This is a genomic window from Rathayibacter sp. AY1B7 (assembly GCF_002932735.1).
Classification (GTDB): domain Bacteria; phylum Actinomycetota; class Actinomycetes; order Actinomycetales; family Microbacteriaceae; genus Rathayibacter.
Genome location: NZ_PSWK01000008.1, coordinates 65,759 through 91,305, shown reverse-complemented (window position 1 = coordinate 91,305; position 25,547 = coordinate 65,759). Strand labels below are relative to the sequence as shown.

Genomic DNA, 25,547 nt, shown 5'->3' with positions numbered 1-25,547 from the left:
GTGTCGGTCACCGGACCGGGCACGACGCAGCTCCGCGTCGCCCGACTCACCAAGGCACACGGGCTCAAGGGCGCCATCAAGCTCGAGCTCTACACGGACGAGCCCGACAAGCGCTTCACCCCCGGATCCACGTTCACGCTGCAGGTCCCGCGCACCTCCGAGTGGCACGGCAAGAAGCTCGAGCTCGTCGAGCTGCGCTGGTACAACAGCCACCCCGTCGCATTCTTCCGAGGCGTCGACGACCGCAACGCCGCTGAGACCCTCCTGAAGGCGATCCTCTGGATCGACGAGGAGGTGCAGACCCAGCCGGGCGAGGACGACTCCTGGTACGACTACCAGCTGGTCGGCATGAAGGTCGTCCGCGACGGCGTCGAGGTCGGCACCGTCCGCCGCGTCGACCACTTCCCCGCGCAGGACCTGCTCATCGTCGGCACCCCCTCCGGCGAGGTGATGGTGCCGTTCGTGAACGCGATCGTCCCCTCCGTCGACGCCGCGGCCGGGATCGTCACGGTCACGCCTCCGATCGGCCTGTTCGAGGAGGCTCCCGAGGAGGAGCCCGCCACGGTCGACCTCAGCGGCGTCGACCTGGCGGACCCGGCGCTGAGCGCGCCTGCGGACGCCGACGAGCCGGACGCGTCCGCTGACGCGGACGCCGCTCTCGAGGAGCCCGCCGACGACGAGACCTCGGCCGCCTCCGACGCCGCCTCCGAGGAGGAGCCCCGGTCGTGAGGATCGACATCGTCACGATCTTCCCGGAGTTCTTCGGCGTGCTCGACATCAGCCTGCTCGGCCGTGCGCGGCAGAGCGGGCTGATCGAGCTCGGCGTGCACGACCTGCGCGACTTCACCCACGACCGCCACCGCACCGTCGACGACACGCCCTACGGCGGCGGCGCCGGCATGGTGATGCGACCGGAGCCGTGGGGCGAGGCGCTCGACACGATCCTCGACGGCGCGGACGACCCCGTCGTGATCTTCCCGTCGCCCGCGGGCGAGCTGTTCACCCAGGCGACCGCCCGCGAGCTCGCGGAGGAGTCCACCCTCGTCTTCGGCTGCGGCCGCTACGAGGGCATCGACCAGCGCGTCGTGGACCACACCGCCGAGCGCGCGCGGGTCCGGCTGATCAGCCTCGGCGACTACGTCCTCAACGGAGGAGAGGTCGCCGTGATGGCGATGATCGAGGCCGTCGGACGCCTGGTCCCGGGCGTGGTCGGCAATCCGGCGAGCCTGGTCGAGGAGAGCCACTCCGACGGGCTGCTCGAGTACCCGAGCTACACCAAGCCGGCCTCCTGGCGCGGCCTCGACGTCCCTCCGGTGCTCCTCAGCGGCAACCACGGGGCGATCGCCGCCTGGCGCCACGAGCAGAGCGTCGAGCGCACGCGCCGCGTCCGCCCCGAACTGCTTCCCTAGCCCCGCGCCGCACGGTCACCGGGCCGCGAGGGCCAGGTGCCGGTCGCGGAGGGCGAGGAAGAGGGGGAACGCGAACGCGAGGGCGACCAGCGGCGCGAGCAGCACCAGGATCCACACGCGGCGCATCCCGATCCGGCGGCCCTCCACCACCATGAAGGCGACGGCCGCGATCGCGACGACCAGCAGGTCGGTCGAGAACGACGACACCCACGGCCCGCCCGCGGCGAGGCCGGCGAGGACGTCCGCGCCCTCCTGCATCGCCCTCACGTTCCAGGTCCAGGTCCCGATCAGCCCGGCGAGGGCGAGGACGAGGTAGACGATCCCGAGCGGCGTCCAGCCGCGGTGCAGCCTGCTCATGCGCGGGCCTCCGTTCGTGCGAGGGTGAGGATCGTCCCTCCGGCGAGGGCGATCACGGCCACAGTAGCGACGGCGAGGGTCAGCGCGTCCGGTGCGGTCAGCGCCTGTCCGCGCAGCGCCTGCCAGCAGGTGAGGGCCACCGCGGCCGCCCAGCCCGCCGAGGCCAGGGCGACGAGCCGCAGCCGGGTGGATCCGGGGCGAAGGACGGGGATCCGGGCTGCCAGCCGTCCGAGCAGCAGCGCGAGCAGCGGGAGCCCCTGCAGAGCGTGCATCCCGACGAAGTGCGGGATGCGCAGATCGCCCCCCGTGGTGCTCCAGCCCAGGAGGGGGAGGCTGGGTCCGCCGTCCGCGACTCCGACGGCGTGCGCACCGACGACGCCCTGGTAGTCGCTGATCTGGCCGGGCGAGGGCCCCGTCATCAGGAACGCGAGGGCCATCCCGACGAGCCCGATCACGAGTCCGGCGCGGACGGCGAGCGTCAGCGCAGGGTCGCCGAGCGGCACCCGCGCTAGGAGGGCGGCGAGGACCAGCGTCGCCAGCCAGACCACCATGATCGAGACGGCCATCGAGGCCCAGAGCGCGGCGTGCAGGGGAGTGGAGACGTCGAAGTGGCTGCGCTCGCCGACCAGGGCGGCGCCTCCGATCACGACCATCTCGACCGCCAGACCGACCGCCGCGACCGTGCCCAGCGCTCGGGCGAGGCGGCGCCGGCGGGGCACGAGCCCGATCAGCCAGGCGAGCGTCACGGCGTACAGCGCGATCGAGAGGCAGAACTTCAGCGGCTTGCCCCAGAGCGGCTGTCCGCCGAGCTCGCGGGGATCGACGACCAGCGCGATCGCGCAGAGGAGGGCGCCGACCGCCATCGCGCCAGCGAGCACCAGGAGCGGCCGGTGCGGAGCAGCTGAGGCCGTGCGCGCGGGCGTCTCGGTCGCGGCGCTCATCGGGGCACCTCCGTCGAGCCGAAGCGGCTCTGCGTCTCGCGCGCCTGGGCGACGCGCCGGAGCGACTGCAGCACCACGTCTCCGAGCGCGGTGCCGACGGCGGCGACGGCAGCCTGCTCGCTCACGCTCTCACGGGCCTGCAGTTCGTCGAGGTCGGCGGAGGCGACGAGGGCGGCGGCGCGGGCGTAGGCCTCGAGCCAGCCGGCGCTCATCGGTCCGGTGGAGAGCTCGAGCGCGTCGAGCGCCCGTGCCGCCGTCGCGACGGCAGGGTGGCCGCAGTGGTCGGAGCCCGCGGCCTCGGCGATCCGCCGCGTCGACGCCTCGGTGGCGGACGCGGTCGAGTCGGTGCTCACGGAGACCACGTCCTGCGCCACCTCGAACGCTGCTGTCGGACCGACGCCCGCGTCGAGCGCGGCCGTGATCCGCTTCGCGCCGGCGATGCCGACGCCGCCGCTCTCGATGAGCGCCCGGAGCAGCGTCAGGCGGGCGACATGGGCGTCCCCGTACTCCGCCCGCTGGGGGCCGGCGGCGTCGCCCGGCGGCAGCAGCCCCTCCCGGATGTAGTACTTGATCGTGGGCAGGCTGACGCCGCTGCTGCGGCTGAGCTCCGAGATTCGCACGTGGACAGTATCGCTATCCGATAGCGGTACTGTCCATCTTTAGTCAGTCCCGCGCGGAGAGGACGATGTTCCCCGTCTCGGTGATGGCGATCGTGTGCTCCATGTGGGCGCCGCGCGAGCCGTCGCGGCTGCGGAGGGTCCAGCCGTCCTTGTCCGTGTAGATCTCGTCGGTCGTCTGCAGGAACCACGGCTCGATCGCGACGACGAGGCCCGGGCGGAGCGGGTAGCCGCGGCCGGCGCGTCCGTCGTTGGGGATGTGCGGATCGCCGTGCATCGTGCGGCCGACGCCGTGGCCGCCGAAGTCGGTGTTGATGGACAGGCCCTCGGCGTGTGCGACGGCCGCGATGGCCGCGGAGATGTCGCCGATCTTCTTCCCGGGCTGCGCGGCGGCGATGCCGGCCTCGAGCGCGCGTGTGGTGGTGTCGATGAGGGCGAGGTCCTCCTCGCGCGGCGTCCCGACCACGACGCTGATGGCCGAGTCGGCGACCCAGCCGTTCACGGAGGCGGCGAAGTCGAGGGTGAGCAGGTCGCCGTCCTTCAGCCGGTAGTCGAAGGGCAGGCCGTGCAGCACCGCGTCGTTGACGGAGGTGCAGATGACCTTGCCGAAGGGGCTCGCGCCGAAGGAGGGGTGGTAGTCGATGTAGCAGGACTCGGCGCCGGCCGCGCGGATCATGTCGTGGGCGAGCCGGTCGAGCTCCAGCAGGTTCACGCCGACCGCGGCGGCAGCGGAGGTGGCCTTCAGTACCTCGCCGACGAAGCGGCCGGCGGGACGCATCTCCTCGATCTCGGCGGGGGTGCGTAGCTCGATCATCCTGATCCTCTCGGGGTCCGCTGAGCCGTCGCTCAGCGGTGGTGGGTACGGTCGGTGCATGCGCACGCGACGGGCATTCGGTTCCTGGCAGTTCCCGGCGGCGATCGTGCTGCCCTTGTGGATCCTCCTCGGCTACGGGGTCTTCGGAGGATCGAGCGGCTGGACCGTGCTCGGCCTGGTGATCGCCCTCCCCATTCTGGCGGTCGCGCTGGCGGCTGTGGCCGCGATCGTCGCATTCCGGGTGACCGTTCGGCCCACGCGCACTCCCGCGTGGGGCGACGTGGCCGTGGTCGGCGCCTGGCACCTCTCCCTGATCGCCTTCGGCTTCTTCCCGCCCGGCGCCTGGGCGCTGGGCCTGCTCTCGGTGGTCCTCGGAGTGGCGGCCTTCTGGCACTCGGGGTGGCGGTTCCTCGCCGACGCGAGGGCCACTCTCCTCGCCTTCTCGGAGGCGGCGTCCGTGCAGGCCGAGGGCGCTCACCGCCCGGTCGCCGGCGAGGGCTTCGATCCGGAGCGCCCGCAGGACGGGCAGACCATCGTCCTCTGAGGGGTCGGGCGTCCCGCGAGGCGCTGTCCCACTGCGAGGCCCCGCCCTGTTCCACGGCTCGGCCCTCTCGACGGATCCGCCCTCTGCGCGGCTCTGGCCTCAGGGCGCCCCTGCCCTCCTGACGGCTCTGCCCTCCTGACGACTCTGCCCTCCTCATGACTCTGCCCTCCTCATGACTCTGCCCTCCTCATCACTCTGCCCTCCTCATCACTCTGCCCTCCTAACGTCCCTGCTTTGACTCGGATCGGCGCGGCATGGCAGAATGAGCGCTTGTGCCTCGCGCAGGCTCTGCCACAGGGGAGCCGCGACGACGTGGGCACGACCGACTTCCATCAACGAAACGGTGTTCGACCTGTGGCGGGCACGGAGAGCGATACAGCATGCACATCCTCGATTCCGTCGATGCGGCGTCCCTCCGCAGCGATGTCCCGGACTTCCGCGCCGGCGACACCGTCAAGGTCCACGTCAACATCGTCGAGGGCTCCCGCTCGCGCATCCAGGTCTTCCAGGGCGTCGTCATCGGCCGCTCCAACGAGGGCGTCCGCGAGACCTTCACCGTCCGCAAGGTGAGCTTCCAGGTCGGCGTCGAGCGCACGTTCCCCGTGCACTCGCCGGTCATCGACCACATCGAGGTCGTCACCCGCGGTGACGTCCGTCGCGCGAAGCTCTACTACCTGCGCAACCTGCGCGGCAAGAAGGCCAAGATCAAGGAGAAGCGCGACGCCTGAGCGGCATCCGCACGACTTCTCGGGAATCCCGGTCCACCTATGATGGACCGGGGTTCCTCCCTTTCTCGGGGGCGATCCGTCCGGGGAGTCCACCCGGTGATGCACAGTAGGGGCGACGGCGAGCGATGACAGACAGCACGGCCCCGGTCCGCCTCCCCGGAGGCGAGGACCACGCCCGCCACTCGGCGGATCCGTCCGAGAAGCGCCCGCGCAAGCGCCGGGGTGTCCTGCTCTTCCTCCGCGACGTGCTGATCATCTTCGTGGTCGCGGTGCTCGTCTCCTTCCTCGTGAAGACCTTCCTGATCCGCTCGTTCTACATCCCCTCCTCCTCCATGGAACAGACGCTCGTCGAGAACGACCGGATCCTCGTGAACGAGCTCGTGCCCGGAGTCGTGCCGATCTCGCGGGGCGACGTCGTCGTCTTCCGCGATCCCGGCGGATGGCTCTCGCCGAGCTCCGAGCCCTCCGTGCCGCCGTTCCAGGCCGCGGTCGACTCCGCCCTCGCGCTCGTCGGCCTCACCGCTCCCGACAGCAACGACCACCTCATCAAGCGCGTCATCGGCCTGCCGGGCGACCACGTGACCTGCTGCACACCGCTCGGCCAGGTCGAGATCAACGGCAACCCGATCGACGAGCCCTACGTGAAGCTGCCGGACGGGGTGCAGGCCGTCTCGGCCACCCCCTTCGACGTCGTCGTGCCCGAGGGCTCGCTCTGGGTGATGGGCGACAACCGCTACAACTCCGCCGACTCCCGCTACAACACCGACAAGCCGGGCGGCGGCTTCGTGCCGATCGACAACGTCGTGGGGCGCGCGATCCTCGTCACCTGGCCCGTGCAGCAGTGGGCGTGGCTCGACGACTACCCGTCGGTGTTCCGCGGAGTCGACACCGAGGCCTCCGAGGAGGGCTCGGACGACGCGCAGAGCGGGCAGGGCTAGGTGGTCGTCGCCGAGCCGACGCTGACCCAGGAGCGGCGCCTCTTCCGGCAGGGCTACGAGACGGTCATCGGCTGCGACGAGGTCGGCCGCGGCGCGATCGCCGGTCCGGTCTCGGTCGGCGTCGTGTCGATCGGCAGCCGCTGCGGGCGCTTCCCCGAGGGGCTCCGCGACTCCAAGATGCTCGCTCCCGCCCGCCGCGAGGCGCTCCTGCCGGGGGTGGCGAAGTGGGTCTCGGCCTGGGCGATCGGCGAGTCCTCGGCGGACGAGATCGACGAGACCGGGATCATCGCCGGCCTCGGCCGCGCCGCATCGAGGGGCATCGAGCGCCTCGCCGACCAGGGCGTCGACCTCGCCACCGCCGTCGTCCTCCTCGACGGCGCTCACGACTGGCTGACGCCCGCGCTGAGTGAGTGGGCGGCCGAGTTGACGATCATCACCCGCGTGAAGGCCGACCGCGACTGCGCCGCCGTCTCCGCCGCCTCCGTGCTCGCGAAGGTGGGCCGGGACGGTCAGATGGTGCGCCACCACGACGACTTCGCCGACTACGCCTGGGACAGCAACAAGGGCTACGGCAGCGCCGCGCACTGGGCGGGCATCGAGCGGGTCGGCCCGTCCCCGCTGCACCGGGTGACCTGGCTGTCGAAGTCGCGGGAGAGCGTCGAGGAGCCGCTCCCGGCGCTCGGGCCCGTCGGCTCGGCGTAGGATTGTCCAACGATGGATGAGGACGAATTCGAGGACTACGACCGCGAGGTCGAGCTGGCACTGTACCGGGAGTACCGCGACGTCGTCTCGCAGTTCTCGTACGTCGTCGAGACCGAGCGCCGGTTCTACCTGGCGAACGAGGTCGACCTGGTCCGCCGCGACACCGAGCACGACTTCTACTTCGAGCTGACCATGCGCGACGTGTGGGTCTGGGACGTCTACCGCTCCGACCGCTTCGTGAAGTCGGTGCGCGTGCTGACCTTCAAGGACGTCAACGTCGAGGAGCTCTCCCGCAAGGAGTTCGAGCTCCCCAAGGAGCTCGCGCTCGACGAGTAGGGCGCTGTCGCGGCAGGCTCCGGACCCCTTGCTGGTCGCGTAGCCGCCTCCGACGACCCATCGAGACCCGGTGCCCGGAGCCCCACCCCGCTCCGGAGCTCTCTCGGATCCGCGGCTCCGCGGGTCTCGTCTTCAGGCAACGCGGATTCCTCCTGCTGGTCGCATAGCCGCCCCCGGCGGCGTCCGAAGACCCCGGCCCGACGTCCCTCCCCACCCGCCTCCTCGGCCCTCTTCTCCCCGGATCCCCTCCCGGCCGTCCGACGCTCCTCTCTGCTCCTGCACGCTTCCGGCAGGAGGACGCATGGACAAGGACGAACTGGGGCGGCGCGGCGAGGAGATCGCGGCGGCGCACCTGAGAGACAACGGATTCGAGATCCTCGACCGCAACTGGCGGGTCCGCGAGGGCGAGCTCGACATCGTGGCCCGCGACGGGTCGGCACTGGTCGTGGTGGAGGTGAAGACGCGCTCGTCGACGCGCTTCGGACTGCCGGTCGAGGCCATCACGCGGGCCAAGGCGCAGCGCCTGCGCCGACTCGCCTACGCCTGGGCCGACGAGCACCACGAGCGCTCCCGGCATCTGCGGATCGACGCGGTCGGCATCGTCGCGCCCGGGGGAGTCCCGTCGCAGATCCGGCACCTGCGGGCGGTGGCCTGATGGGCCTGGGAAGGACCTCGGCGGTCGGTCTCGTCGGCTTCGCGGGAGCCGTGGTCGGGGTGGAGGCGCACTCGGCCGACGGCACCCCTGGCATGGTGATCATCGGCCTGCCCGACGCCGCGCTCGCGCAGGCGAAGGAGCGGGTGCGCTCGGCGGCGATCAACTCCGGCAGCACCATCGCCGAGTACAAGATCACCGTGAACCTCTCGCCGGCCGCGATGCCCAAGCACGGCTCCGCCTTCGATCTCGCCATCGGGCTGGCCGCGCTCGCGTCGCTCCGCGAGGTCGATGCGGAGTCGGTCGCCGCGGTCGTCCACATCGGGGAGCTCGGCCTGGACGGCCGGCTGCGCTCCGTCCCGGGCGTGCTGCCCGCGGTGCTCGCGGCCGCCCGCGAGGGCAGGCGCCGCGTGATGGTCCCCGTCGAGGACCGGCTCGAGGCGGAGCTGGTCGACGGCGTCGAGGTGATCGCGGTCTCCTCGCTGGCGGCGGCCGCCGTCTGGCACGGAGCCGAGTGGGAAGTGCCGGTGCTCCCCGAGGCCGCGCCGCCGTCTGAGACGGTGTCCGAGCCGGAGGCCCGCCTCGACCTCTCCGACGTGGTGGGGAACGAGGAGGCGGCCGAGGCGATGGTCGTCGCGGCGGCGGGCGGGCACCACGTGTTCCTGCTCGGGCCTCCCGGCGCCGGGAAGACGATGCTCGCCTCGCGCTTGCCGGGCATCCTCCCCGACCTCGACGACGATGCAGCGCTCGAGGCCACCTGCATGCGCTCGCTCGTCGGAGCGCCGACCGGTGGCGCGCTGGTGCGCAGACCGCCGTTCGAGAGTCCGCACCACTCCGCCTCGTCCGCAGCGATCGTCGGCGGGGGCAGCGGCCGCATCCGGCCCGGCGCGGTCGCCCGCGCCACCCGGGGAGTGCTGTTCCTCGACGAGGCCCCCGAGTTCTCGTCCGTCGCCCTCGATGCGTTGCGCCAGCCGCTCGAATCCGGCGTGATCCGCATCCACCGCGCGAACGCCGTCGCCGAGTTCCCCGCGCGGGTGCAGCTCGTCCTCGCGGCGAACCCGTGCCCGTGCGGCCGCTTCGGCATCCCCGGAGAGACCTGCACCTGCGCTCCCTCGGTCCGCCGCCGCTATCTCGCGCGGCTCAGCGGACCGCTGCTCGACCGCGTCGACATCCGCCTGACTGTCCGCCGCATCAGCGCGGCTCAGCTGGCCGCACGTCGAGACGCGTCCGGAATGTCGACGGCGCAGGCCCGCGCCCGTGTCGCCGCGGCGCGGTCCCTCGCAGCGGCTCGCCTCGCCTCCACTCCGTGGACGCTCAACTCGGAGGTCTCCGGCGCCTGGCTGCGCTCGGACGCGGTGCGCCCGACCAGTGCCGAGTCCCGCACGCTCGACCGGGCTCTGGAGCGAGGTCTGGTGACCATGCGCGGCTACGACCGGGTCCTGCGCCTGGCCTGGACGCTCGCGGACCTCGACGCGGCCGACCGGCCGAGTGCCGCCCACCTCGCGCGCGCGCTCGTCCTCCGCGGGGGTGCCGCGTGATCCGGCCCGACGCGCTCTTCGACGCCGCGGAGCTCGACGCCGTTCGTCGACTGCTGCCGAGCGGTTCAGCCGATCAGGACTCGGCTGCCGACGGCGAGCCTTCGGGCGAGTCCGGCTGTGCTCGGAGCGCGCTCGTCGACGCTGCAGCCCGATGCGGCTGGAATTCGCTGACCGAGCCCGGCGACTCCGTCGCCGCCCTCCTCATCGAGAGGGTCGGCGCGGCCGAGGCCTTCGCCCACGTCGTGTCCTCGTCGTCCGCGGAGGAGATCCTCGCGCCCCCGCATCGCGCTCCCTCCGACGCAGGAGGCGCGGCACTCGCGCCCCTCGACTCCGAGGTCGCCGCCCTGCAGTCGGGGCTGGCGCGCTGGCGACCGCGCCTGGACCGCAGGCTGCTGTTCCGCCGGCTCGAGATCGCCGAGCGACTCGGCGCCCGGCTGCTCCTGCCCGGGGCTCCCGTGTGGCCCGAATCGCTCGACGACCTCGGGCCGCACGCGCCACTCCTGCTCTGGCTGCGCGGTGATCCCGCCGCCTTCGATCCGACGCACCGCCTCGCCCTCGTCGGCGCCCGCGCTGCCACCGGCTACGGCGAGCACGTCGCCGCCGAGCTCGCCGCGGGCGTCGCGGCGCGAGGCGTCTCCGTCGTCTCGGGCGGTGCCTTCGGGATCGACGCGGTCGCCCACCGCGCCGCCCTCGGCTCCGGAGGCCGGACGGTCGCCTTCCTCGCCGGGGGAGCGGACCGCCTCTACCCGACGGCTCACGCCGACCTCCTCCACCGCATCATCGCCACCCCCGGCTGCGCCGTCGCGACGGAGGTCCCGCCGGGCACCACGCCCACCCGCTGGCGATTCCTGCAGCGCAACCGCCTCATCGCCGCCTCCACCGTGGGCACCGTCGTCGTCGAGGCCGGCGCCCGCTCCGGATCCCTCAACACCGCCGGCCACGCGGCTGCCCTGGGCCGCCCCCTCGGTGCGGTCCCGGGCCCGGTCACCAGTGCCTCCTCCGCCGGCTGCCACCGGCTCCTCCGCGAGTACGCGGCGACCTGCGTCACCTCGCCGGCGGATGTGCTCGAACTGCTCGCTGTCGGCGACGCCGACGGATCGTGCCGAGCGCTGACCGCGGCTGAGGCGCGAGTCCTGGCCGTCGTCGAATCCGAAGGAGGCTGTGACGCCGCAACCGTCGCCGGGCTCTCCGGGGAATCGCTCGATTCGGCACTGTCGGCGCTGGGTGCGCTCCTCGCCGACGGACACGTCCGCCGTTCCGAGGACGGGGACTGGGAGCGGGCACCCGGGTGAGCGGCCCCGCCGCCGCGGCGCTGTCGGCGGTCCGCCCTACGCTGAAGGGGCATCGGCGAGGGGAGCGGCATGGACGCCACGGCAGCAGGACACGGCGGAGAGCGCCCGCAGCTCGGGCACTTCCGCGCCGCCGACAGGGTCATCGCGCATCTGAGCGACACGCACCTGCTGGCCGACGGCGCTCCGCTCTACGGGAAGGTCGACACGGTCGCCCGCCTCGCGCAGGCGGTCGGCCGGCTGGCCGAGCGCGGCGGACGCCTGGACGCGATCGTGGTGACCGGGGACGTCGCGGACCGCGGCGAGGAGGACGCCTACCGGCGCGTGCGCGAGCAGCTCGACCCCGTGGGCGAGCGGTTCGGCTGCCCGATCGTCTGGGTGATGGGCAACCACGACGAGCGCGGAGCCTTCCGGCGGGTGCTCCTCGAGCAGGACCCGGCGGGCGCGGGACCCGTGGACCAGGTCGTCGACCTCGGCGGGCTCCGGCTCATCGCGCTCGACAGCGCGGTGCCCGGCTTCCACCACGGCGACCTCACCGACGCCCAGCTGGCCTGGCTGAAGGACGAGCTCGCCGCACCGGCCCCGCTGGGGACGATCCTCGCCCTGCACCACCCTCCGCTGCCCACGCCGCTCGGCGCGATGACCGTGCTCGAGCTGCGGGGGATCGACCGCCTCGAGGAGGTGGTGCGCGGTACCGACGTCCGCGCGATCCTCGGCGGCCACCTGCACTACCCCACGGCAGCGACCTTCGCGGGCGTGCCCGTGCTCGTGGCCGGCGCCACCAGCTACACGATGGATCTCGGAGCGCCCGAGCGTGAGCTCGCCGGCATCGACGGAGCGCAGAGCCTCTCGCTCGTCCACGTCCACCCGGAGACGGTGGCCGCCTCGTTCGTGCCGACGGCGCCGGCCCCGATCGCGACGCGGTTCGGCACCGACCTGATCGAACGGCTCGAGGGGCTCGACGAGCAGGGGCGCATCGACCTCTGGTCGCGGATGCCAGACGGATCATGACCGGCGAGACGCTCGCCGACTCGGTCGAGCACTTCCTCCGCTACGTCCTCGACGAGCGGTCCCTCTCGCCCGCCACCGCGAAGGGCTACCGCTCCGACCTCGCGCGCCTGATCGCCCACACGGAGGAGAAGGGGCGGCTCCTCACCGCCGAGCTCGACCTCGAGCTGCTGCGCGACTGGCTCTGGCGCGAGTCGGAGTCGGGCATCGCTCGCGCGACCCTCGCCCGGCGCACCGCAGCCGTCCGCTCCTTCTCCTCCTGGGCGCAGCGGACCGAGCGGCTTCCCCTCGACGTCGCCGCGCGCCTCAAGACGCCCAAGTCGGGACGGACACTGCCGCGGGTCCTGACGCTCCCGCAGGCGGAACAGGTGCTCGACACGGTCGCGGCGCGAGGCGCGACCGAGGACCCGGTGGCGCTGCGGGACCTCGCGATCGTCGAGCTGCTCTACGCCTCCGGCATCCGCGTCTCGGAGCTGGTCGCCGTCGACCTGGGCGACGTCGATCTCGGCCGGCTCACCGTGCTCGTCACGGGCAAGGGCGCGAAGCAGCGGGTCGTGCCGTTCGGCGTACCCGCGAAGGAGGCGCTCGTCGCCTACCTCGACCGCGCCCGTCCCGCTCTCGCCACCGGTGACGGAGGCCGCGCGCTCCTGCTCGGCCGACGGGGGGCGAGGCTCACCCCGCGCACCGTCTACGGCGTCGTGGCGAGGCTCCTCGACGGCGGGCAGGGCTCCGGACCGTCCGGTCCGCACACCCTCCGCCACACCGCGGCGACCCATCTGCTCGACGGCGGAGCCGACCTCCGCGCCGTCCAGGAGATGCTCGGCCACGCGAGCCTGGGCACCACGCAGATCTACACCCACGTCTCGACCGAGCGGATCCGCGACGCCTACCGCCTCGCCCACCCCCGCGCCTGACCGGACGCGCGAGTCGCTGGACGCACCCTTCCGCGCCACTCGCTGAACACCCTGCGCCACGTCGTCCATCGGCAGGAGCACCGCCCGGGGGATCCCGCCGAAGAACCGCATCGGCGAGACGTAGTCGCCACCCTCGCGGACGCCGAGGTGCACGCACCTCCCGTCGCAGTGGCCGCCCGCACCCACTGCTCCGACGGGCTGGCCCGCGGTGAGGACCTGCCCGGCCGTCACCGATCCGTCGACCGGCTCGACCGTCGAGACCAGACCGTCCGCGTGCACGATGCTCACCACGGACCGGTCGACCACCCTGCCCGAGAACGACACGGTGCCCGCCGCGACGGCGACCACGGGCTGCCCGGCCGCTGCCGCGAGGTCGATCCCGCGGTGCCCGGGGGCGTAGCGGTGGGCCGGCGCGCCCCACGGCTCCACGACGGAGAAGCCCGCGACGGGGGAGATCCACCGCGGGTCGGACCGGCCGGGGGACGAGGTGGCGGCGGGCGAGGCGCCGAGAGGCGCCCCGACGAGCAGAGCGGCGAGGGCGAACACGCCCGGGCGCAGGAGTCGGGATCGGAGCATGCGGCCACCCTCCTGGAGCCGGTCCGGGACCGGTGGTCGGCCGAGCGGATCAGGGGAGGAGAGCGCGACGGGCCCGGCTGTGGAGGGAGGACATCGGCCGGGGGAGAGCGCAACCCGTCCCGGCGGTGCCGCGGCGAGGAGTAACGTGCCGGTGATCCGGCTCGGGAGCGGCACCCCGCCCCCACCGGCGGCGAGAATCGGAGACGACCATGACCAGCGGACGATCTGACACGACCAGCGGGAGAGCGGACATCCCGAACCCCTCGGCGGCGAAGCTGAAGAGGAAGGTGATCGGCCTCGCGATCGCGGCGGCGGTCGGCGGCTTCCTCTTCGGCTTCGACTCGTCGGTGGTGAACGGTGCCGTGGAGGCGGTGCAGGGCGAGTTCCAGCTCTCGGCCGCGCTGATCGGCTTCGCCGTCGCCTCCGCGCTGCTCGGCTGCGCGCTCGGCGCGTACCTCGCGGGCCGCCTCGCCGACCGCTGGGGCCGCATCAAGGTCATGCTGCTCGGCGCCGGGCTCTTCTTCATCTCCTCCATCGGCGCCGGCGCGGCGTTCGCGGTCTGGGACCTCGTGCTCTGGCGCGTGGTCGGCGGCCTCGGCATCGGCATCGCCTCCGTGATCGCTCCGACCTACATCTCGGAGATCGCGCCCAAGGCCATCCGCGGAGCCCTCGCGTCGCTGCAGCAGCTGGCGATCACGCTCGGCATCTTCGCCGCCCTGCTCTCGGACACCCTCATCGCGAACGGCGCGGACGGCGCCTCCGAGCCCTTCTGGTTCGGCGTCGCCGCCTGGCGCTGGATGTTCATCGCCTGTGCCGTGCCTGCGGTCATCTACGGCCTCCTGGCCCTGACCCTGCCGGAGTCGCCCCGCTACCTCGCGACCCGCGGCCGCTCCGAGGACGCCCGCGCGGTGCTCGCGACGGTCACGCCGCGCGACGAGGTCGACGAGGCGCTCGCGGACATCCAGAAGAAGATCGACGAGGACTCCGAGAACGCGAAGCGCTCCAGCCTCCGCGGCCCCGCCCTCGGCCTGCTCCCGGTGGTCTGGGTCGGCATCCTGCTGTCGGTGTTCCAGCAGTTCGTGGGCATCAACGTGATCTTCTACTACTCCACCTCGCTCTGGAGCGCGGTCGGATTCGACGAGTCCAACTCCTTCGCGATCTCGGTCTTCACCTCGGTCGTGAACGTCGTCGTCACCTTCGTGGCGATCTTCCTGGTCGACAAGGTCGGCCGGAAGCCGCTGCTGCTGGTCGGCTCGGCCGGCATGGCCGTCTCGCTCGCGCTGATGGCCATCGCCTTCAGCCAGTCGACGATCAGCGGAGAGGACGTCTCGCTGCCCGGCGCGTGGGGGCCGATCGCCCTCGTCTCGGCGAACGCGTTCGTCGTCTTCTTCGGTGCGACCTGGGGCCCGCTGGTGTGGGTCCTCCTCGGCGAGATCTTCCCGAACCGGATCCGGGCGGCCGCCCTCGGCCTGGCGGCCTCGGCCCAGTGGATCGCGAACTTCGCCATCACGGTGACCTTCCCGATCCTCTCGCAGGACGTGTCGCTCACCCTGGCCTACGGCCTCTACGCCGCCTTCGCGGCGATCTCGTTCGTCTTCGTCTTCATGTTCGTGCCCGAGACCAAGGGCCGCTCGCTGGAGGAGATGGACACCCTGCACATCCGCACCGTGATGAAGTCGGCGCGCAAGTAGCACCGGCCTCCCGCGCCCCGACGGCCGCCCTCCCGCAGCAGCGGGGGAGGCGGCCGTCCTGGTGCTAGACTCCACGGAGCACCTCGCTCGTCGGGGTGACTACGCGCGCCCATTCGGCCTCCGCTCCCCACGGTCCCTCTCCGCTCACGCGGCCGGGGCGGGAGTGCGCCGGGCGCCAGGGCGACGTGCCGACCGGCCGTCGCAGACAACCGAACGGGAGTTCGGCGCCGTCGTGCGCCCGGGCCCCGAGACAAGGAGAACGACTCATGGCAGTCGTCACCATGCGCCAGCTGCTCGACAGCGGCGTCCACTTCGGGCACCAGACCCGTCGCTGGAACCCGAAGATGAAGCGCTTCATCCTGACCGAGCGCTCGGGCAGCTACATCATCGACCTCCAGCAGTCGCTGGCCTACATCGACAAGACCTACGACTTCGTCAAGGAGACGGTCGCCCACGGCGGCACCATCCTCTTCGTCGGCACCAAGAAGCAGGCGCAGAACGCGATCTCGGAGCAGGCGACCCGCGTCGGCCAGCCCTACGTGAACCAGCGCTGGCTCGGCGGCCTCCTGACCAACTTCCAGACGGTCTCGAAGCGCCTCGCCCGCATGAAGGAGCTGGAGGAGCTCGACTTCGACGACACGTCGAAGAGCGGCTTCACCAAGAAGGAGCTCCTCATCAAGAAGCGCGAGCTCGACAAGCTGCACAAGTCGCTCGGCGGCATCCGCAACCTCTCGAAGACGCCGTCGGCCCTCTGGGTCGTCGACACCAAGAAGGAGCACCTCGCGATCGACGAGGCCAAGAAGCTGGGCATCCCGGTCATCGGCATCCTCGACACGAACTGCGACCCGGACGAGGTCCAGTACCCGATCCCGGGCAACGACGACGCGATCCGCTCGGTGAGCCTGCTCACCCGCATCGTCGCCGACGCCGCGGCCGAGGGCCTCATCCAGCGCCACCAGAAGCCCGAGGCCGAGGGCAACGTCTCCGCCGTCGAGCCGCTGGCCGAGTGGGAGCAGGAGCTGCTCTCCACCGGTGCGCCCGCCGCCGACGTGCAGGAGCCGAACGAGCAGGCCGGCGCGGAGACCGAGAAGGTCGCCGACGCCGAGGCCGAGACCGCCGACGAGGCCGTCGTCGAGGCCGAGACCCCCGCCGCGGAGGAGGCCCCCGAGGCCGACGCCGCCGCGACCTCGACCGACGAGACCGCCACCGCCTGACACCCCGTTCCGTGACGGGGGTCGGACGCCGCACCCGCGGTCGTCCGGCCCCCGCTCGGTCGGTGCACGTTCACCACGAGTAAGAACCGCCGTCACCTCGGCGTGCTGGGCTCCTCCCGTGAGCCCGCCGCGAGTGACGGCGCCACAGGGTTTCCGAACCAAGAGGAGTTCCGAGAACATGGCAAATTTCAGCCTCGCTGACGTCAAGACGCTGCGCGAGCAGCTCGGTACCGGCATGGTCGACACGAAGAACGCGCTGGTCGAGGCCGACGGCGACCTGGACAAGGCGGTCGAGATCCTCCGCCTCAAGGGCGCCAAGGGCAACGCGAAGCGCGCCGACCGCTCGACGAGCGAGGGCCTCGTCGCCGCCGCCGTGAAGGACGGCGTCGCCACGATGATCGAGCTCGCCTGCGAGACCGACTTCGTCGCCAAGGGCACGAAGTTCATCGCCCTCGCCGACGCCGTGCTCGCCGCGGTGGTCGCTGCCGGCTCCACCACGGTCGAGGAGGCCCTCGCGGCCCCCGCCGACGGCAAGACCGTCGCCGACCTCATCAACGACGAGGCCGCGATCCTCGGCGAGAAGGTGGAGCTGCGCCGCGTGGCCTCCGTCTCGGGCGAGCACTTCGCGATCTACCTCCACAAGACGAACAAGGACCTGCCCCCGCAGGTCGGCGTGGTCGTCGGCTACGCGGGTGAGGACGCCGAGACCGCGCGCTCCGTCGCCCAGCACATCTCGTTCGCGAACCCGTCCTACCTCTCGCGCGAGGACGTGCCGCAGTCCGAGGTCGACAACGAGCGCCGCATCGTCGAGGAGATCTCGCGCGGCGAGGGCAAGCCCGAGGCCGCCCTGCCGAAGATCATCGAGGGACGCGTGAACGCGTACTTCAAGCAGGTCGCCCTGCTCGACCAGGACTACGCGAAGGACAACAAGCTGTCCGTCAGCAAGGTCCTGAGCGACGCGGGCCTGACCGTGTCGGGCTTCGCCCGTTTCAAGGTCGGCGCCTAACAGCACTGCAGGAGGGAGTCCGGGTCGTTCAGTCGACCCGGGCTCCCTTCGCTCTGCCCGGGGCGGTCCCGGGCGTGGTCGCGGGGCCCGCTCCGCGCGGGATAGGTTTGTACGGGTCTACGGGAGGAAACGTCCATGACGGAGACGGATGCGATGACGACGGGCAAGCGCCGCAGGGTGCTTCTGAAGCTGTCGGGGGAGGCGTTCGGAGCCGGCACGCTCGGCGTGAACCCGGACGTGATCAGCGCGCTGGCGCGCGAGATCGCCGATGCCGCGACCGAGGTGGAGATCTCGGTGGTCGTCGGCGGCGGCAACTTCTTCCGCGGAGCCGAGCTCTCGCAGCGCGGCATGGACCGCGGCCGGGCCGACTACATGGGCATGCTGGGCACGGTGATGAACGCCCTCGCCCTCCAGGACTTCCTCGAGCAGGCGGGCGCCGAGACGCGGGTGCAGTCCGCGATCGCGATGACGCAGGTCGCGGAGCCCTACATCCCCCGCCGGGCGATCCGGCACATGGAGAAGGGCCGCGTCGTCATCTTCGGCGCCGGCGCCGGACTCCCGTACTTCTCGACCGACACGGTCGCCGCGCAGCGCGCGCTCGAGACGCACGCCGACGTGGTCCTCGTCGCCAAGAACGGCGTGGACGGCGTGTACGACGCCGACCCGCGGACCAACCCCGACGCGAAGAAGCTCGACGCGCTGACCTACCAGGAGGCGCTCCAGCGGGGCCTCAAGGTGGTCGACTCCACCGCGTTCAGCCTCTGCATGGACAACGGCATGCCGATGCAGGTCTTCGGCATGGAGCCCTCGGGCAACGTCGCGAAGGCCATCCGCGGCGCCGAGCTCGGCACGCTCGTCTCGAACTAGACTGACCACTTCCCTCTCTTAAGGAGCTCCCTGTGATCTCGGATGTACTGGCCGACGCGAAGACCAAGATGGGCAAGGCCGTCGAGGTCGCCAAGGAGGACTTCTCCACGGTCCGGACCGGACGCGCGAACCCCGGCATGTTCCAGAAGGTGCTGGTGAGCTACTACGGCACCCCGACGCCGCTGTCGCAGCTCGCCTCGATGCAGAACCAGGAGGCCCGCACGCTCGTCTTGACGCCCTACGACAAGGGCTCGCTGCGCGACATCGAGCAGGCCATCCGGGACATGCCGAACCTCGGCGCGAACCCGACCAACGACGGCACGATCATCCGCGTGACCCTGCCGGAGCTCACCGCCGAGCGCCGCAAGGAGTTCGTCAAGATCGTCCGCACCAAGGCCGAGGACGCCAAGATCGCGGTGCGCAACATCCGCCGCAAGGGCAAGGACGACCTCGACGCGCTGAAGGGCGATATCGGCGACGACGAGCTCGCCCGCGGCGAGAAGGAGCTCGAGGCGCTCACGAAGCAGCACGTCGACGCGATCGACGAGGCGCTCAAGCGCAAGGAATCCGAACTGCTCGAGGTGTAGCGGTGCCCGAGATCCCCGAAGGACCCGAGGGCGGCGAGAAGAGACCGTCTCCGCACGTCCCGGGTGCCCGGGGATCCCGGATGGTCACCCGCGACGCACTGCGTGCGCGCGCCCAGCAGGGCCGGGCCGACGTCGAGCGCCAGCTCGAGGCGACCCGCGCCCAGCTCGAGGCGACGAACGACCGCCTGACCGCGCGCTCGGGCCGGAACCTCGTGTCGGCGACCGCGATCGGACTCCTCGGCGGCGGCGCGATGGTCGTCAGCCTTCTCCTGGTCAAGGAGCTCTTCATGGTGCTCGCGGGGGTGGTGGTGCTGCTCGCGGCGCTGGAGCTCTCGAACGCCCTGCGCCACGCCGGTCGCGACATCCCGCGCATCCCGACCGGGATCGTGGCGGTCGTCGCCGTGCCGGCCGCCTACTACGGCGGCCTCGGCGCCGCGTGGGCCACGGTCCTCGGCGGATCCGTCCTCGTCGGCCTCTGGCGGCTGGGGGAGCAGCTCTTCCGGCGCACCGCCTCCAGCCGGAGGGACCTCGCCCTCGACATCGGCCTCGGCGCGTTCGTCCAGGGCTACACGACCTTCCTCGGCGCCTTCGCGATCCGTCTCGTCGCCGAGCCCGGCGGCCAGCTCTGGGCGTTCGCGTTCCTGGTGCTCGTGATCGTCGTCGACACCGGCGCCTACGTGAGCGGACTCACCTGGGGCAAGCACCCGATGGCACCGCGTATCAGCCCGAAGAAGACCTGGGAGGGGTTCGCCGGTGCGGCCGTAGCGGGGATCGTCGTCGGCGTCCTGCTCGCCCTGCTGATGCTCGGCCAGCCCTGGTGGGTCGGTGCGGTGTTCGGGGCCGTGGTGCTGCTCACCGCGACGCTCGGCGACCTCGCCGAGTCGCTGATCAAGCGCGACATCGGCATCAAGGACATGAGCTCGTGGCTGCCCGGCCACGGGGGAGTCCTCGACCGGCTGGACTCGATCCTGCCGTCGGCCGCAGCGGCCTACGTGCTGTACTTCCTCTTCGCCCACTGAGCGCACGCCTCACCGGGGCGTGCCGATTCCGCTCCCGGCGCGCGGCTTGGCATGATGTCGGGATGACCGCTCCCTTCCCCCGAGCCCGCGAGTCCCGTCCCGGCTACGACACGGCCGAGGTCGACTCCTTCCTCGCGTCGGCGCGCGAGGCCTACTCGCAGCTCTCCGGGGGACCGGCGGACCTCCGCGCCGCCGACCTGCGCCACACCGCGTTCACCCTGCGCAAGGGCGGCTACTCCGCGCCCCACGTCGATGCGGCGCTCGAGCGCCTCGAGGACGCCTTCGCCCTGCGGGAGCGCCAGTACGCGATCGCGGCCCGGGGCGAGGAGGCGTGGCTCGCGGACGCGCGGTCGACCGCCCAGGAGATCGTGAACCGGCTGGCCCGCGCTCCCCGCGAGCGGTTCACCCGGGCCGGCGCTCTCACGACGGGCTACAACATCCGCCAGGTCGACGCCTTCGCCGACAGGATCTCCGGCTACTTCCGCGACGGATCGGTGCTGACCGTGGACGACGTGCGGACCGTCTCCTTCGCCCCGCAGCGCGGCGGGTACGCCGAGGCCCAGGTCGACCTGCTGCTCGACACGGTCGTCGACGTGATGCTGGCGGTCCGCTGACCGGAGCCGGATCTGCTGGCCGATCAGGTCATCGTCCGTTATGCTTTCGTAATCGTGGCTCAGCATCCTCAGACCTCCGTCGCCCACACGCCCGCGAACCGCACCAGCGGTCGCCCGGCGGTCCCGCACCAGACCCCGGTGCGGCGCTCCTGGGCTCGGATCCCGGTGACGGTGCTGGCCTTCACGGCCTCGATCGCGTTCGCCATGGTGAACGTCGTCGATCCGTCCAGCGGCGCGGTCGCCTCCCCCTACTACCAGGCCCCGGCGCGCTTCAACGGCGACTCCGCGCAGCGGCTCGTCGTCGCGGACGCCGTCGAGCGGACCGTCCAGCGCGACTCGTTCGGCGCCGAGGCGAAGCCGACGCCCACTCCGACCCCGACGCCCACTCCGACCGAGACTCAGACCGCTTCCGCGACCGCCGACGAGGAGGAGTCGGGCTCCGCCGAGGCCGAGACCGCTGCTCCCGTCCAGCGCGCCGCCGCTCCGGATCCCGGATCCGCGAAGGCCATCGCGTACGACATGATCGTGCAGCGCGGCTGGGCCGACAGCGAGTACGACTGCCTCGTCCTCCTCTGGAACCGCGAGTCCGGCTGGAACGTCTACGCCGAGAACAAGTCCAGCGGTGCCTACGGCATCCCGCAGGCACTCCCCGGCAGCAAGATGGCGACGGCCGGCTCCGATTGGGCGACCAACGCGAGCACCCAGATCACCTGGGGTCTCGGCTACATCTCCGGCCGCTACGGCTCGCCCTGCGGCGCCTGGGCCCACTCCGAGTCGGTCGGCTGGTACTGATCGTTCTCCTCCGCTCGGCACAGCGTCCGGCGGGCTGAGGCTCTCGCTACCCTGGTGCCGTGGATTACGCGCTGCTCGGGGTCGTCGGGATCATCACGGTCGTCACCGTCGCGCGGTTCTCGAGCCGCCTCGGGATCGCCGCACCACTGCTCCTGGTCGTCATCGGGATCGGCGCGTCCTATCTCCCCGGGGTCCCGGACATCGAGGTCGAGCCTGAGCTGATCCTCGCGGGCGTGCTGCCGCCGCTGCTGTACTCGGCCGCGATCCAGGTGCCCCTCACCGACTTCCGGCGGAACCTGCGCTCGATCTTCGGGCTCTCGGTGCTGCTGGTCGTCGTGACCGCCCTCGTGGTCGGCGGCTTCCTCTACCTCGTGTTCCCCGATCTGAGCCTGCCCGCAGCGATCGCTCTGGGCGCCGTCGTGAGCCCGACCGACGCGGTGGCCGCGACCTCGATCGGCAAGAAGCTCGGACTCCCGCCCCGCCTGGTGACGGTGCTCGAGGGCGAGAGCCTCGTGAACGACGCGTCGGCGCTGGTGCTGCTGCGCGCCGCGACGGCTGCGGCGGCCGTGGTCGGCGCCTCCGTCACGACCGACGCGATCGACGTGGGCGAGGTGGGGGTCCTCTTCGTCTACTCCGTCCTGATGGCGATCGTCCTCGGACTGGTGATGGGCGTGCTCACCGTCTTCGTGCGCTCGAAGCTGCGGGACCCGGTGCTCGACACCGCCGTGTCCTTCGCCGTGCCGTTCCTGGCCTACATCCCGGCCGAGGAGCTGGGCGCGTCCGGGGTGCTCGCCGTCGTGGTCACCGGGATCTACACGGGGCACAACAGCGCGCGCTTCCTCTCGCCGCAGTCGCGGATCAGCGAGCGGGTGAACTGGCGGACGGCGCAGTTCCTGCTCGAGAACGGCGTCTTCCTGCTCATGGGCGCCGAGATCAAGGCGATCGTCTCCGGGGTCGTGGACCCGGGCGAGTTCGGAGTGGGCACCGCGGTGCTGCTGGGTCTGGCCACCGTGGTCATCCTGATCGTGCTGCGGGCCCTCTTCGTGTGGCCGCTGCTCCTGTGGCTGCGCAGCTCCGGTCGGCGGGCGGAGCGGATCAACCGGCGGCTGGCGGTGGGCCTCATGCGACTGCGCAACAGCGCCACCAGCGACGAGCGCTTCCGGCGGCGGCAGGTGAGAGCGGAGCGGCTCTACCTCCGGCGCGAGACCGATCTGGCCGCGACCACGAGCGAGGCGTTCGGCTGGCGCGGAGGAGTCGTCCTGTCCTGGTCCGGGATGCGCGGCGTGGTCACGCTCGCCGCGGCCCAGTCGCTGCCGGACGAGACTCCCTACCGCTCCCAGCTGATCCTGATCGCCTTCACCGTCGCCGTCGTGACGCTACTCCTGCAGGGTGCGACGCTCCCCGCGCTGATCCGGCTCACCGGCATCCAGGGCACCGACGGAGAGGCCGACCGCCGCGAGCTCGCGACGCTGCTCGACGAGGTCGCGGCCACGGGCATCCAGGCCCTCCCCGAGGCGGTGGCGGAGCTGCCCGACGGCGAGGCGGGCGAGCGCGTCCTCGAGCGCGTGCGCCGCGACACTCTCACCCGCTCGCAGGTGGCGTGGGAACAGGTCGGCCGCGCGGAGGATGCGCCACTCGGCCCGCACGCGCAGTACCTGCGGCTGCGCCGAGCGGTCCTGCTCGCCGAGCGGGAGGCACTGCTGGACGCCCGGGGGCGCGGGGTCTACTCCTCGCGGACGCTGCGGCGGGCGCAGCTGATGCTCGACGCCGAGGAGACCCGGCTCGAGATGGACGACAGCTCCCACTGACGGAAGGGGCACGGCGGCGGCCTCCTAGACTGGGGGGATGCCGCGCAGCAACAGACCCCGGGGCGGCCGCCGTGACGACGACGACGAGCAGCGCGACCTGTCGCAGATGCTCGCCGGATTCCGGCGCACCGAGACCCACGCCGGCCGGGAGTGGAACGTCCAGCCCGTCTCCGCAGCGCGGGCCGTGAAGAACTACCTCTGCCCGGGCTGCGGGCTCACCATCGACATCGGCCAGCCGCACCTGGTCACCTGGCGGGCCGACGGCGCGCTCGGCGACGCGGCCGACCTGGCCGGCCGCCGCCACTGGCATACGCACTGCTGGAGAATCCGAGGAGCACGATGACCCACGAGATCCGCGGAGGCGTCGTCCTCCCCGCCCGTCGCGAGGACATCGAGCTGCACACGGCCGACGGGCTGACCCTTGTCGGGGAGCTCGCGCTGCCCCTGGAGCGCGAGCCGGTCGCTACCCTGGTCACCCTGCATCCACTGCCCACACACGGCGGCTTCATGGACTCGCACATCCTGCGGAAGGCCGCCGCCCGCCTGCCCGCGCTCGCCGACCTGGCGGTCCTCCGCTTCAACACCCGCGGCACCGCGTCGCCGCGCGGCACGAGCGAGGGCGCGTTCGGACACGGCACCGAGGAGCGCGCCGACGTCGCCGCAGCCCTGGCGCTCGTCGCGGAGCGCGGACTGCCGCACCCCTGGCTGGTCGGCTGGTCCTTCGGCACCGAGCTCGCGCTGAAGTGGGGGAGGGAGCACCCCGTCGAGGGAGCGATCCTGCTCTCGCCGCCGCTGCACCGCACGAGCGCGGAGGAGGTCGCCGCCTGGGGCGAGGACGGCCGCCCGCTCGTGGCGCTCGTCCCGGAGTTCGACGACTACCTGCGGCCGGAGGCGGCCGCCGAGCGCTTCGCGAGCGTGCCGCAGCTGGACCTCGTCGCTGTGGAGGGCGGGAAGCACCTCTGGGTCGGCGAGGCGCAGACCCGGCGCGTCCTTGACGAGATCGTGCGGGTGGTCGCGCCCGCCTCGTCCCCGCTGCCGACGGAGTGGGCGGGCGAGCTCGGCTGAGCCCGCCCGCGCGGCGGCCGCCTAGCGGCCGGACGAGTCGCCGTCGGAGTCGGAGCCGTCGCCGTCGCTGTCGTCCGCGAGTCCGTCGATGTGGCCGATGAGCCCGCGCAGTCCGGACACGTAGCCGGCGATCGCGTCGCGCTCGGTGCGGATCTCGTCGAGGCGCCGCTCGGCGGTGTCCATCAGCTCGCGGCTGCGGCGCTCAGCGTCCGCGACGAGCTTCTGCGCCTGGTCGCGCCCGTCGTCGAGGAGGGCGTCGGAGTCGTCCTGGGCCTTCCGGCGCAGTCGCGTCGTGTCGTCGAGGGCGTCGCTGCGGAGGGCGTCCGCCTCGAGGCGCTTGTCGTTCGCACGTCGGATGGCGTCGGCGAGCTGCAGGTTCGACTCGTCGAGGTAGCGCTGGGTCTGCGCGACGGCCTCCTGGTGGCGGAGCAGGTCGTCGCGGTCGGCCTCCTCGCGGCGCGCGGCGAGCTCGACCACCAGGTCGATCCGGGCCTGCTCGACCTCGCGCGAGAGCGCAGCGGCCTCGTCGGCGGACGCGGCGCGCAGGCCCGCCAGCTCGGCGTCGAGCACGGCGACGGCCTCGGCGCGCTCCTGGGTGAGCCGGGTGCGCTGGTCGGCGATCTCGCGGGCGCCCTCGGCGCGGGTGGCGGCGACCTCGGCGTCGAGCGCGGCGCGGGTCGAGAGCACCTCGGCCTCGACCGCCGCGCGAGCCTGGGCGACCTCGGCCTCGACGGCCGCCCGGAGCCGGTCGACCTCGGAGGCGACCTCGGCCCGCAGGAGCTCGTTGGCCTGGGCGAGGCGAGCGGCCTCGGCGCGGGCGACCTCGATCTCGCGGGCGGCGACGGCGCGCATCTCCGCAGCCTCGCGCTCGGCCTCGGAGCGGATCGCGGCGGCCTCGCGCTTCGCGGTGGCGCGGGTCTCGGCGGCCTCGGTCGCCACGGTGCCGCGGATCGCGGCGGCCTCGCGGACGGCGTCCTGGGTCATCACGTCGCGGTCGTCGGCGGCCTTGCCGAGCGTCGCCGCGGCCTGCGCCTCGGACTCGTCGCGGGTCCGGTCCGCACGGCGGCGCGCCTCGGTCACCAGGCGCTCGGCCTCGTCGCGCGCCTCCTGGAGGATGCGGTCGCCGTCGTCGCGGGTGGATCGGCGGAGGGCGGAAGCGTCGTTCTCGGCCTGGGCGATGATCCGCTCGGACTGCTCCTCGGCCACGCGCAGGGTGTGCTCGAGCTTGGCGCCCAGGCCGGCGTAGGTGGGAGTGCCGACCTGCTGCAGCTCCTTCTCGAGGCCCTCGATCCGGGAGGACAGGCGCTTCACCTCGCGGCCGCTCTCGGCCGCCTGGGTGTTCGAGTGGATGAGCTCGCGGCGCAGGCCCTGGACGGCCTTGTCGACCTCGTCCCGGTCGTAGCCACGGAACACCTGGGTGAATTCGGCCTCGTCGTTCGCCACGTCGTCTCCTTCAGAGCAGGACCGCGGTGGGGCTCGCGGCACTGGGAAAGTGTATTCAGCAGGGAGGCCGCGGCCGGG

Annotated in this window: 28 protein-coding genes and 1 pseudogene; 23 read left to right on the top strand and 6 right to left on the bottom strand. The window is 72.4% G+C overall.

Annotated elements, in window-relative coordinates; genetic code table 11:
• Positions 1-729, top strand: coding sequence for a ribosome maturation factor RimM (gene rimM / locus C5C95_RS06600; protein ID WP_104324086.1), 729 nt, complete (start codon positions 1-3; stop codon positions 727-729).
• Positions 726-1,409, top strand: coding sequence for a tRNA (guanosine(37)-N1)-methyltransferase TrmD (gene trmD, locus C5C95_RS06595; protein ID WP_104226875.1), 684 nt, complete (start codon positions 726-728; stop codon positions 1,407-1,409). The genes rimM and trmD overlap by 4 nt, the downstream gene beginning before the upstream one ends.
• A 15-nt stretch (positions 1,410-1,424) precedes the next feature.
• Here trmD and C5C95_RS06590 read toward each other — a convergent pair whose 3' ends face one another.
• The 4 genes from C5C95_RS06590 to map are packed head-to-tail and all read right to left on the bottom strand — an operon-like array spanning position 1,425 to position 4,138.
• Positions 1,425-1,766, bottom strand: a complete 342-nt coding sequence (locus C5C95_RS06590; protein WP_104250523.1) for a DUF2834 domain-containing protein — start codon at positions 1,764-1,766, stop codon at positions 1,425-1,427.
• On the bottom strand, positions 1,763-2,707 hold the full coding sequence (locus C5C95_RS06585) for a hypothetical protein (RefSeq protein ID WP_104267275.1): 945 nt from the start codon (positions 2,705-2,707) through the stop codon (positions 1,763-1,765). The genes C5C95_RS06590 and C5C95_RS06585 overlap by 4 nt, the downstream gene beginning before the upstream one ends.
• Entirely contained in the window at positions 2,704-3,327 is a 624-nt protein-coding gene (locus C5C95_RS06580) for a MerR family transcriptional regulator (RefSeq protein WP_104262841.1), read from the bottom strand. Before C5C95_RS06580 ends, C5C95_RS06585 begins: the two co-directional genes overlap by 4 nt.
• A gap of 43 nt (positions 3,328-3,370) precedes the next feature.
• A complete protein-coding gene (gene map / locus C5C95_RS06575; RefSeq protein WP_104267274.1) occupies positions 3,371-4,138 on the bottom strand; it encodes a type I methionyl aminopeptidase in 768 nt (255 codons plus the stop codon).
• Between the two features lie 58 nt (positions 4,139-4,196).
• Here map and C5C95_RS06570 point away from each other — a divergent pair, with 58 nt between their 5' ends.
• From C5C95_RS06570 to C5C95_RS06525, 10 genes are all read left to right on the top strand, one after another.
• Positions 4,197-4,682 carry a hypothetical protein gene (locus C5C95_RS06570; protein ID WP_104247628.1) on the top strand — a complete coding sequence of 162 codons (486 nt, stop codon included), beginning with the start codon at positions 4,197-4,199 and terminating at the stop codon, positions 4,680-4,682.
• Between the two features lie 380 nt (positions 4,683-5,062).
• Complete coding sequence (rplS, locus tag C5C95_RS06565; RefSeq protein WP_104223904.1) at positions 5,063-5,410, top strand: 50S ribosomal protein L19; 348 nt, start codon at positions 5,063-5,065, stop codon at positions 5,408-5,410.
• A 125-nt stretch (positions 5,411-5,535) separates the two neighbouring features.
• Positions 5,536-6,348, top strand: a complete 813-nt coding sequence (gene lepB / locus C5C95_RS06560; protein WP_104250528.1) for a signal peptidase I — start codon at positions 5,536-5,538, stop codon at positions 6,346-6,348.
• Positions 6,349-7,050, top strand: coding sequence for a ribonuclease HII (locus C5C95_RS06555; RefSeq protein WP_104324085.1), 702 nt, complete (start codon positions 6,349-6,351; stop codon positions 7,048-7,050). It abuts the gene before it with no gap.
• A gap of 12 nt (positions 7,051-7,062) precedes the next feature.
• Positions 7,063-7,386 carry a DUF2469 domain-containing protein gene (locus C5C95_RS06550; RefSeq protein ID WP_055792576.1) on the top strand — a complete coding sequence of 108 codons (324 nt, stop codon included), beginning with the start codon at positions 7,063-7,065 and terminating at the stop codon, positions 7,384-7,386.
• 301 nt (positions 7,387-7,687) lie between these two features.
• Complete coding sequence (locus tag C5C95_RS06545) at positions 7,688-8,041, top strand: YraN family protein (protein ID WP_104223901.1); 354 nt, start codon at positions 7,688-7,690, stop codon at positions 8,039-8,041.
• Positions 8,041-9,576 carry a YifB family Mg chelatase-like AAA ATPase gene (locus C5C95_RS06540; RefSeq protein WP_104324084.1) on the top strand — a complete coding sequence of 512 codons (1,536 nt, stop codon included), beginning with the start codon at positions 8,041-8,043 and terminating at the stop codon, positions 9,574-9,576. Before C5C95_RS06545 ends, C5C95_RS06540 begins: the two co-directional genes overlap by 1 nt.
• Entirely contained in the window at positions 9,573-10,868 is a 1,296-nt protein-coding gene (gene dprA / locus C5C95_RS06535; RefSeq protein WP_258072633.1) for a DNA-processing protein DprA, read from the top strand. Before C5C95_RS06540 ends, dprA begins: the two co-directional genes overlap by 4 nt.
• A 69-nt stretch (positions 10,869-10,937) precedes the next feature.
• A complete protein-coding gene (locus C5C95_RS06530; RefSeq protein WP_104324083.1) occupies positions 10,938-11,876 on the top strand; it encodes a phosphodiesterase in 939 nt (312 codons plus the stop codon).
• Entirely contained in the window at positions 11,873-12,787 is a 915-nt protein-coding gene (locus C5C95_RS06525; protein WP_104262837.1) for a tyrosine recombinase XerC, read from the top strand. The genes C5C95_RS06530 and C5C95_RS06525 overlap by 4 nt, the downstream gene beginning before the upstream one ends.
• Before the next feature lie 123 nt (positions 12,788-12,910).
• Here the strand turns inward: C5C95_RS06525 and C5C95_RS06520 are convergent.
• Positions 12,911-13,363: pseudogene (locus tag C5C95_RS06520) on the bottom strand (murein hydrolase activator EnvC family protein); the annotation flags it as partial.
• 209 nt (positions 13,364-13,572) lie between these two features.
• Here C5C95_RS06520 and C5C95_RS06515 point away from each other — a divergent pair.
• The 11 genes from C5C95_RS06515 to C5C95_RS06465 all read left to right on the top strand — a co-directional run bounded on the left by C5C95_RS06515 (position 13,573) and on the right by C5C95_RS06465 (position 24,026).
• A complete protein-coding gene (locus C5C95_RS06515; RefSeq protein WP_104223897.1) occupies positions 13,573-15,054 on the top strand; it encodes a sugar porter family MFS transporter in 1,482 nt (493 codons plus the stop codon).
• A gap of 266 nt (positions 15,055-15,320) precedes the next feature.
• The gene (gene rpsB / locus C5C95_RS06510) at positions 15,321-16,268 is read left to right on the top strand and encodes a 30S ribosomal protein S2 (RefSeq protein ID WP_104223896.1); all 948 of its coding nucleotides are present in this window, start codon (positions 15,321-15,323) and stop codon (positions 16,266-16,268) included.
• Positions 16,269-16,446: 178 nt separating this feature from the next.
• Positions 16,447-17,274, top strand: a complete 828-nt coding sequence (gene tsf, locus C5C95_RS06505) for a translation elongation factor Ts (protein ID WP_104324082.1) — start codon at positions 16,447-16,449, stop codon at positions 17,272-17,274.
• A gap of 153 nt (positions 17,275-17,427) precedes the next feature.
• Positions 17,428-18,141: a UMP kinase gene (gene pyrH, locus C5C95_RS06500; protein WP_374952923.1), complete on the top strand. Its 714-nt coding sequence runs from the start codon at positions 17,428-17,430 to the stop codon at positions 18,139-18,141.
• Between the two features lie 32 nt (positions 18,142-18,173).
• Entirely contained in the window at positions 18,174-18,728 is a 555-nt protein-coding gene (gene frr / locus C5C95_RS06495; protein ID WP_104232499.1) for a ribosome recycling factor, read from the top strand.
• Positions 18,729-18,808: 80 nt separating this feature from the next.
• Positions 18,809-19,747 (top strand): phosphatidate cytidylyltransferase, encoded by a 939-nt coding sequence (locus C5C95_RS06490; RefSeq protein ID WP_104232500.1) that lies wholly within the window; start codon positions 18,809-18,811, stop codon positions 19,745-19,747.
• 62 nt (positions 19,748-19,809) lie between these two features.
• A complete protein-coding gene (locus tag C5C95_RS06485; RefSeq protein ID WP_104226865.1) occupies positions 19,810-20,361 on the top strand; it encodes a DivIVA domain-containing protein in 552 nt (183 codons plus the stop codon).
• Between the two features lie 54 nt (positions 20,362-20,415).
• A complete protein-coding gene (locus C5C95_RS06480) occupies positions 20,416-21,153 on the top strand; it encodes a lytic transglycosylase domain-containing protein (RefSeq protein WP_258061290.1) in 738 nt (245 codons plus the stop codon).
• A gap of 59 nt (positions 21,154-21,212) precedes the next feature.
• Positions 21,213-22,961 carry a sodium:proton antiporter gene (locus tag C5C95_RS06475; RefSeq protein ID WP_104226863.1) on the top strand — a complete coding sequence of 583 codons (1,749 nt, stop codon included), beginning with the start codon at positions 21,213-21,215 and terminating at the stop codon, positions 22,959-22,961.
• A 37-nt stretch (positions 22,962-22,998) separates the two neighbouring features.
• Positions 22,999-23,304 (top strand): hypothetical protein, encoded by a 306-nt coding sequence (locus C5C95_RS06470; RefSeq protein WP_181065621.1) that lies wholly within the window; start codon positions 22,999-23,001, stop codon positions 23,302-23,304.
• Positions 23,301-24,026, top strand: a complete 726-nt coding sequence (locus tag C5C95_RS06465) for an alpha/beta hydrolase (RefSeq protein WP_104226862.1) — start codon at positions 23,301-23,303, stop codon at positions 24,024-24,026. Before C5C95_RS06470 ends, C5C95_RS06465 begins: the two co-directional genes overlap by 4 nt.
• Before the next feature lie 21 nt (positions 24,027-24,047).
• On the opposite strand, the gene C5C95_RS06460 is transcribed toward C5C95_RS06465, so the two are convergent.
• Positions 24,048-25,469 (bottom strand): DivIVA domain-containing protein, encoded by a 1,422-nt coding sequence (locus tag C5C95_RS06460; protein WP_104324081.1) that lies wholly within the window; start codon positions 25,467-25,469, stop codon positions 24,048-24,050.
• Between the last annotated feature and the right edge of the window lie 78 nt (positions 25,470-25,547).

Coding starts and splice junctions, on each gene's coding strand:
- C5C95_RS06590 (WP_104250523.1), bottom strand. CDS start 1,766: ATGAGCAGGCTGCACCGCGGCTGGACGCCGCTCGGGATCGTCTACCTC.
- C5C95_RS06585 (WP_104267275.1), bottom strand. CDS start 2,707: ATGAGCGCCGCGACCGAGACGCCCGCGCGCACGGCCTCAGCTGCTCCG.
- map (WP_104267274.1), bottom strand. CDS start 4,138: ATGATCGAGCTACGCACCCCCGCCGAGATCGAGGAGATGCGTCCCGCC.
- C5C95_RS06570 (WP_104247628.1), top strand. CDS start 4,197: ATGCGCACGCGACGGGCATTCGGTTCCTGGCAGTTCCCGGCGGCGATC.
- rplS (WP_104223904.1), top strand. CDS start 5,063: ATGCACATCCTCGATTCCGTCGATGCGGCGTCCCTCCGCAGCGATGTC.
- lepB (WP_104250528.1), top strand. CDS start 5,536: ATGACAGACAGCACGGCCCCGGTCCGCCTCCCCGGAGGCGAGGACCAC.
- C5C95_RS06550 (WP_055792576.1), top strand. CDS start 7,063: ATGGATGAGGACGAATTCGAGGACTACGACCGCGAGGTCGAGCTGGCA.
- C5C95_RS06545 (WP_104223901.1), top strand. CDS start 7,688: ATGGACAAGGACGAACTGGGGCGGCGCGGCGAGGAGATCGCGGCGGCG.
- C5C95_RS06540 (WP_104324084.1), top strand. CDS start 8,041: ATGGGCCTGGGAAGGACCTCGGCGGTCGGTCTCGTCGGCTTCGCGGGA.
- C5C95_RS06530 (WP_104324083.1), top strand. CDS start 10,938: ATGGACGCCACGGCAGCAGGACACGGCGGAGAGCGCCCGCAGCTCGGG.
- C5C95_RS06525 (WP_104262837.1), top strand. CDS start 11,873: ATGACCGGCGAGACGCTCGCCGACTCGGTCGAGCACTTCCTCCGCTAC.
- C5C95_RS06515 (WP_104223897.1), top strand. CDS start 13,573: ATGACCAGCGGACGATCTGACACGACCAGCGGGAGAGCGGACATCCCG.
- rpsB (WP_104223896.1), top strand. CDS start 15,321: ATGGCAGTCGTCACCATGCGCCAGCTGCTCGACAGCGGCGTCCACTTC.
- tsf (WP_104324082.1), top strand. CDS start 16,447: ATGGCAAATTTCAGCCTCGCTGACGTCAAGACGCTGCGCGAGCAGCTC.
- pyrH (WP_374952923.1), top strand. CDS start 17,428: ATGACGACGGGCAAGCGCCGCAGGGTGCTTCTGAAGCTGTCGGGGGAG.
- C5C95_RS06490 (WP_104232500.1), top strand. CDS start 18,809: ATGGTCACCCGCGACGCACTGCGTGCGCGCGCCCAGCAGGGCCGGGCC.
- C5C95_RS06485 (WP_104226865.1), top strand. CDS start 19,810: ATGACCGCTCCCTTCCCCCGAGCCCGCGAGTCCCGTCCCGGCTACGAC.
- C5C95_RS06470 (WP_181065621.1), top strand. CDS start 22,999: ATGCCGCGCAGCAACAGACCCCGGGGCGGCCGCCGTGACGACGACGAC.
- C5C95_RS06465 (WP_104226862.1), top strand. CDS start 23,301: ATGACCCACGAGATCCGCGGAGGCGTCGTCCTCCCCGCCCGTCGCGAG.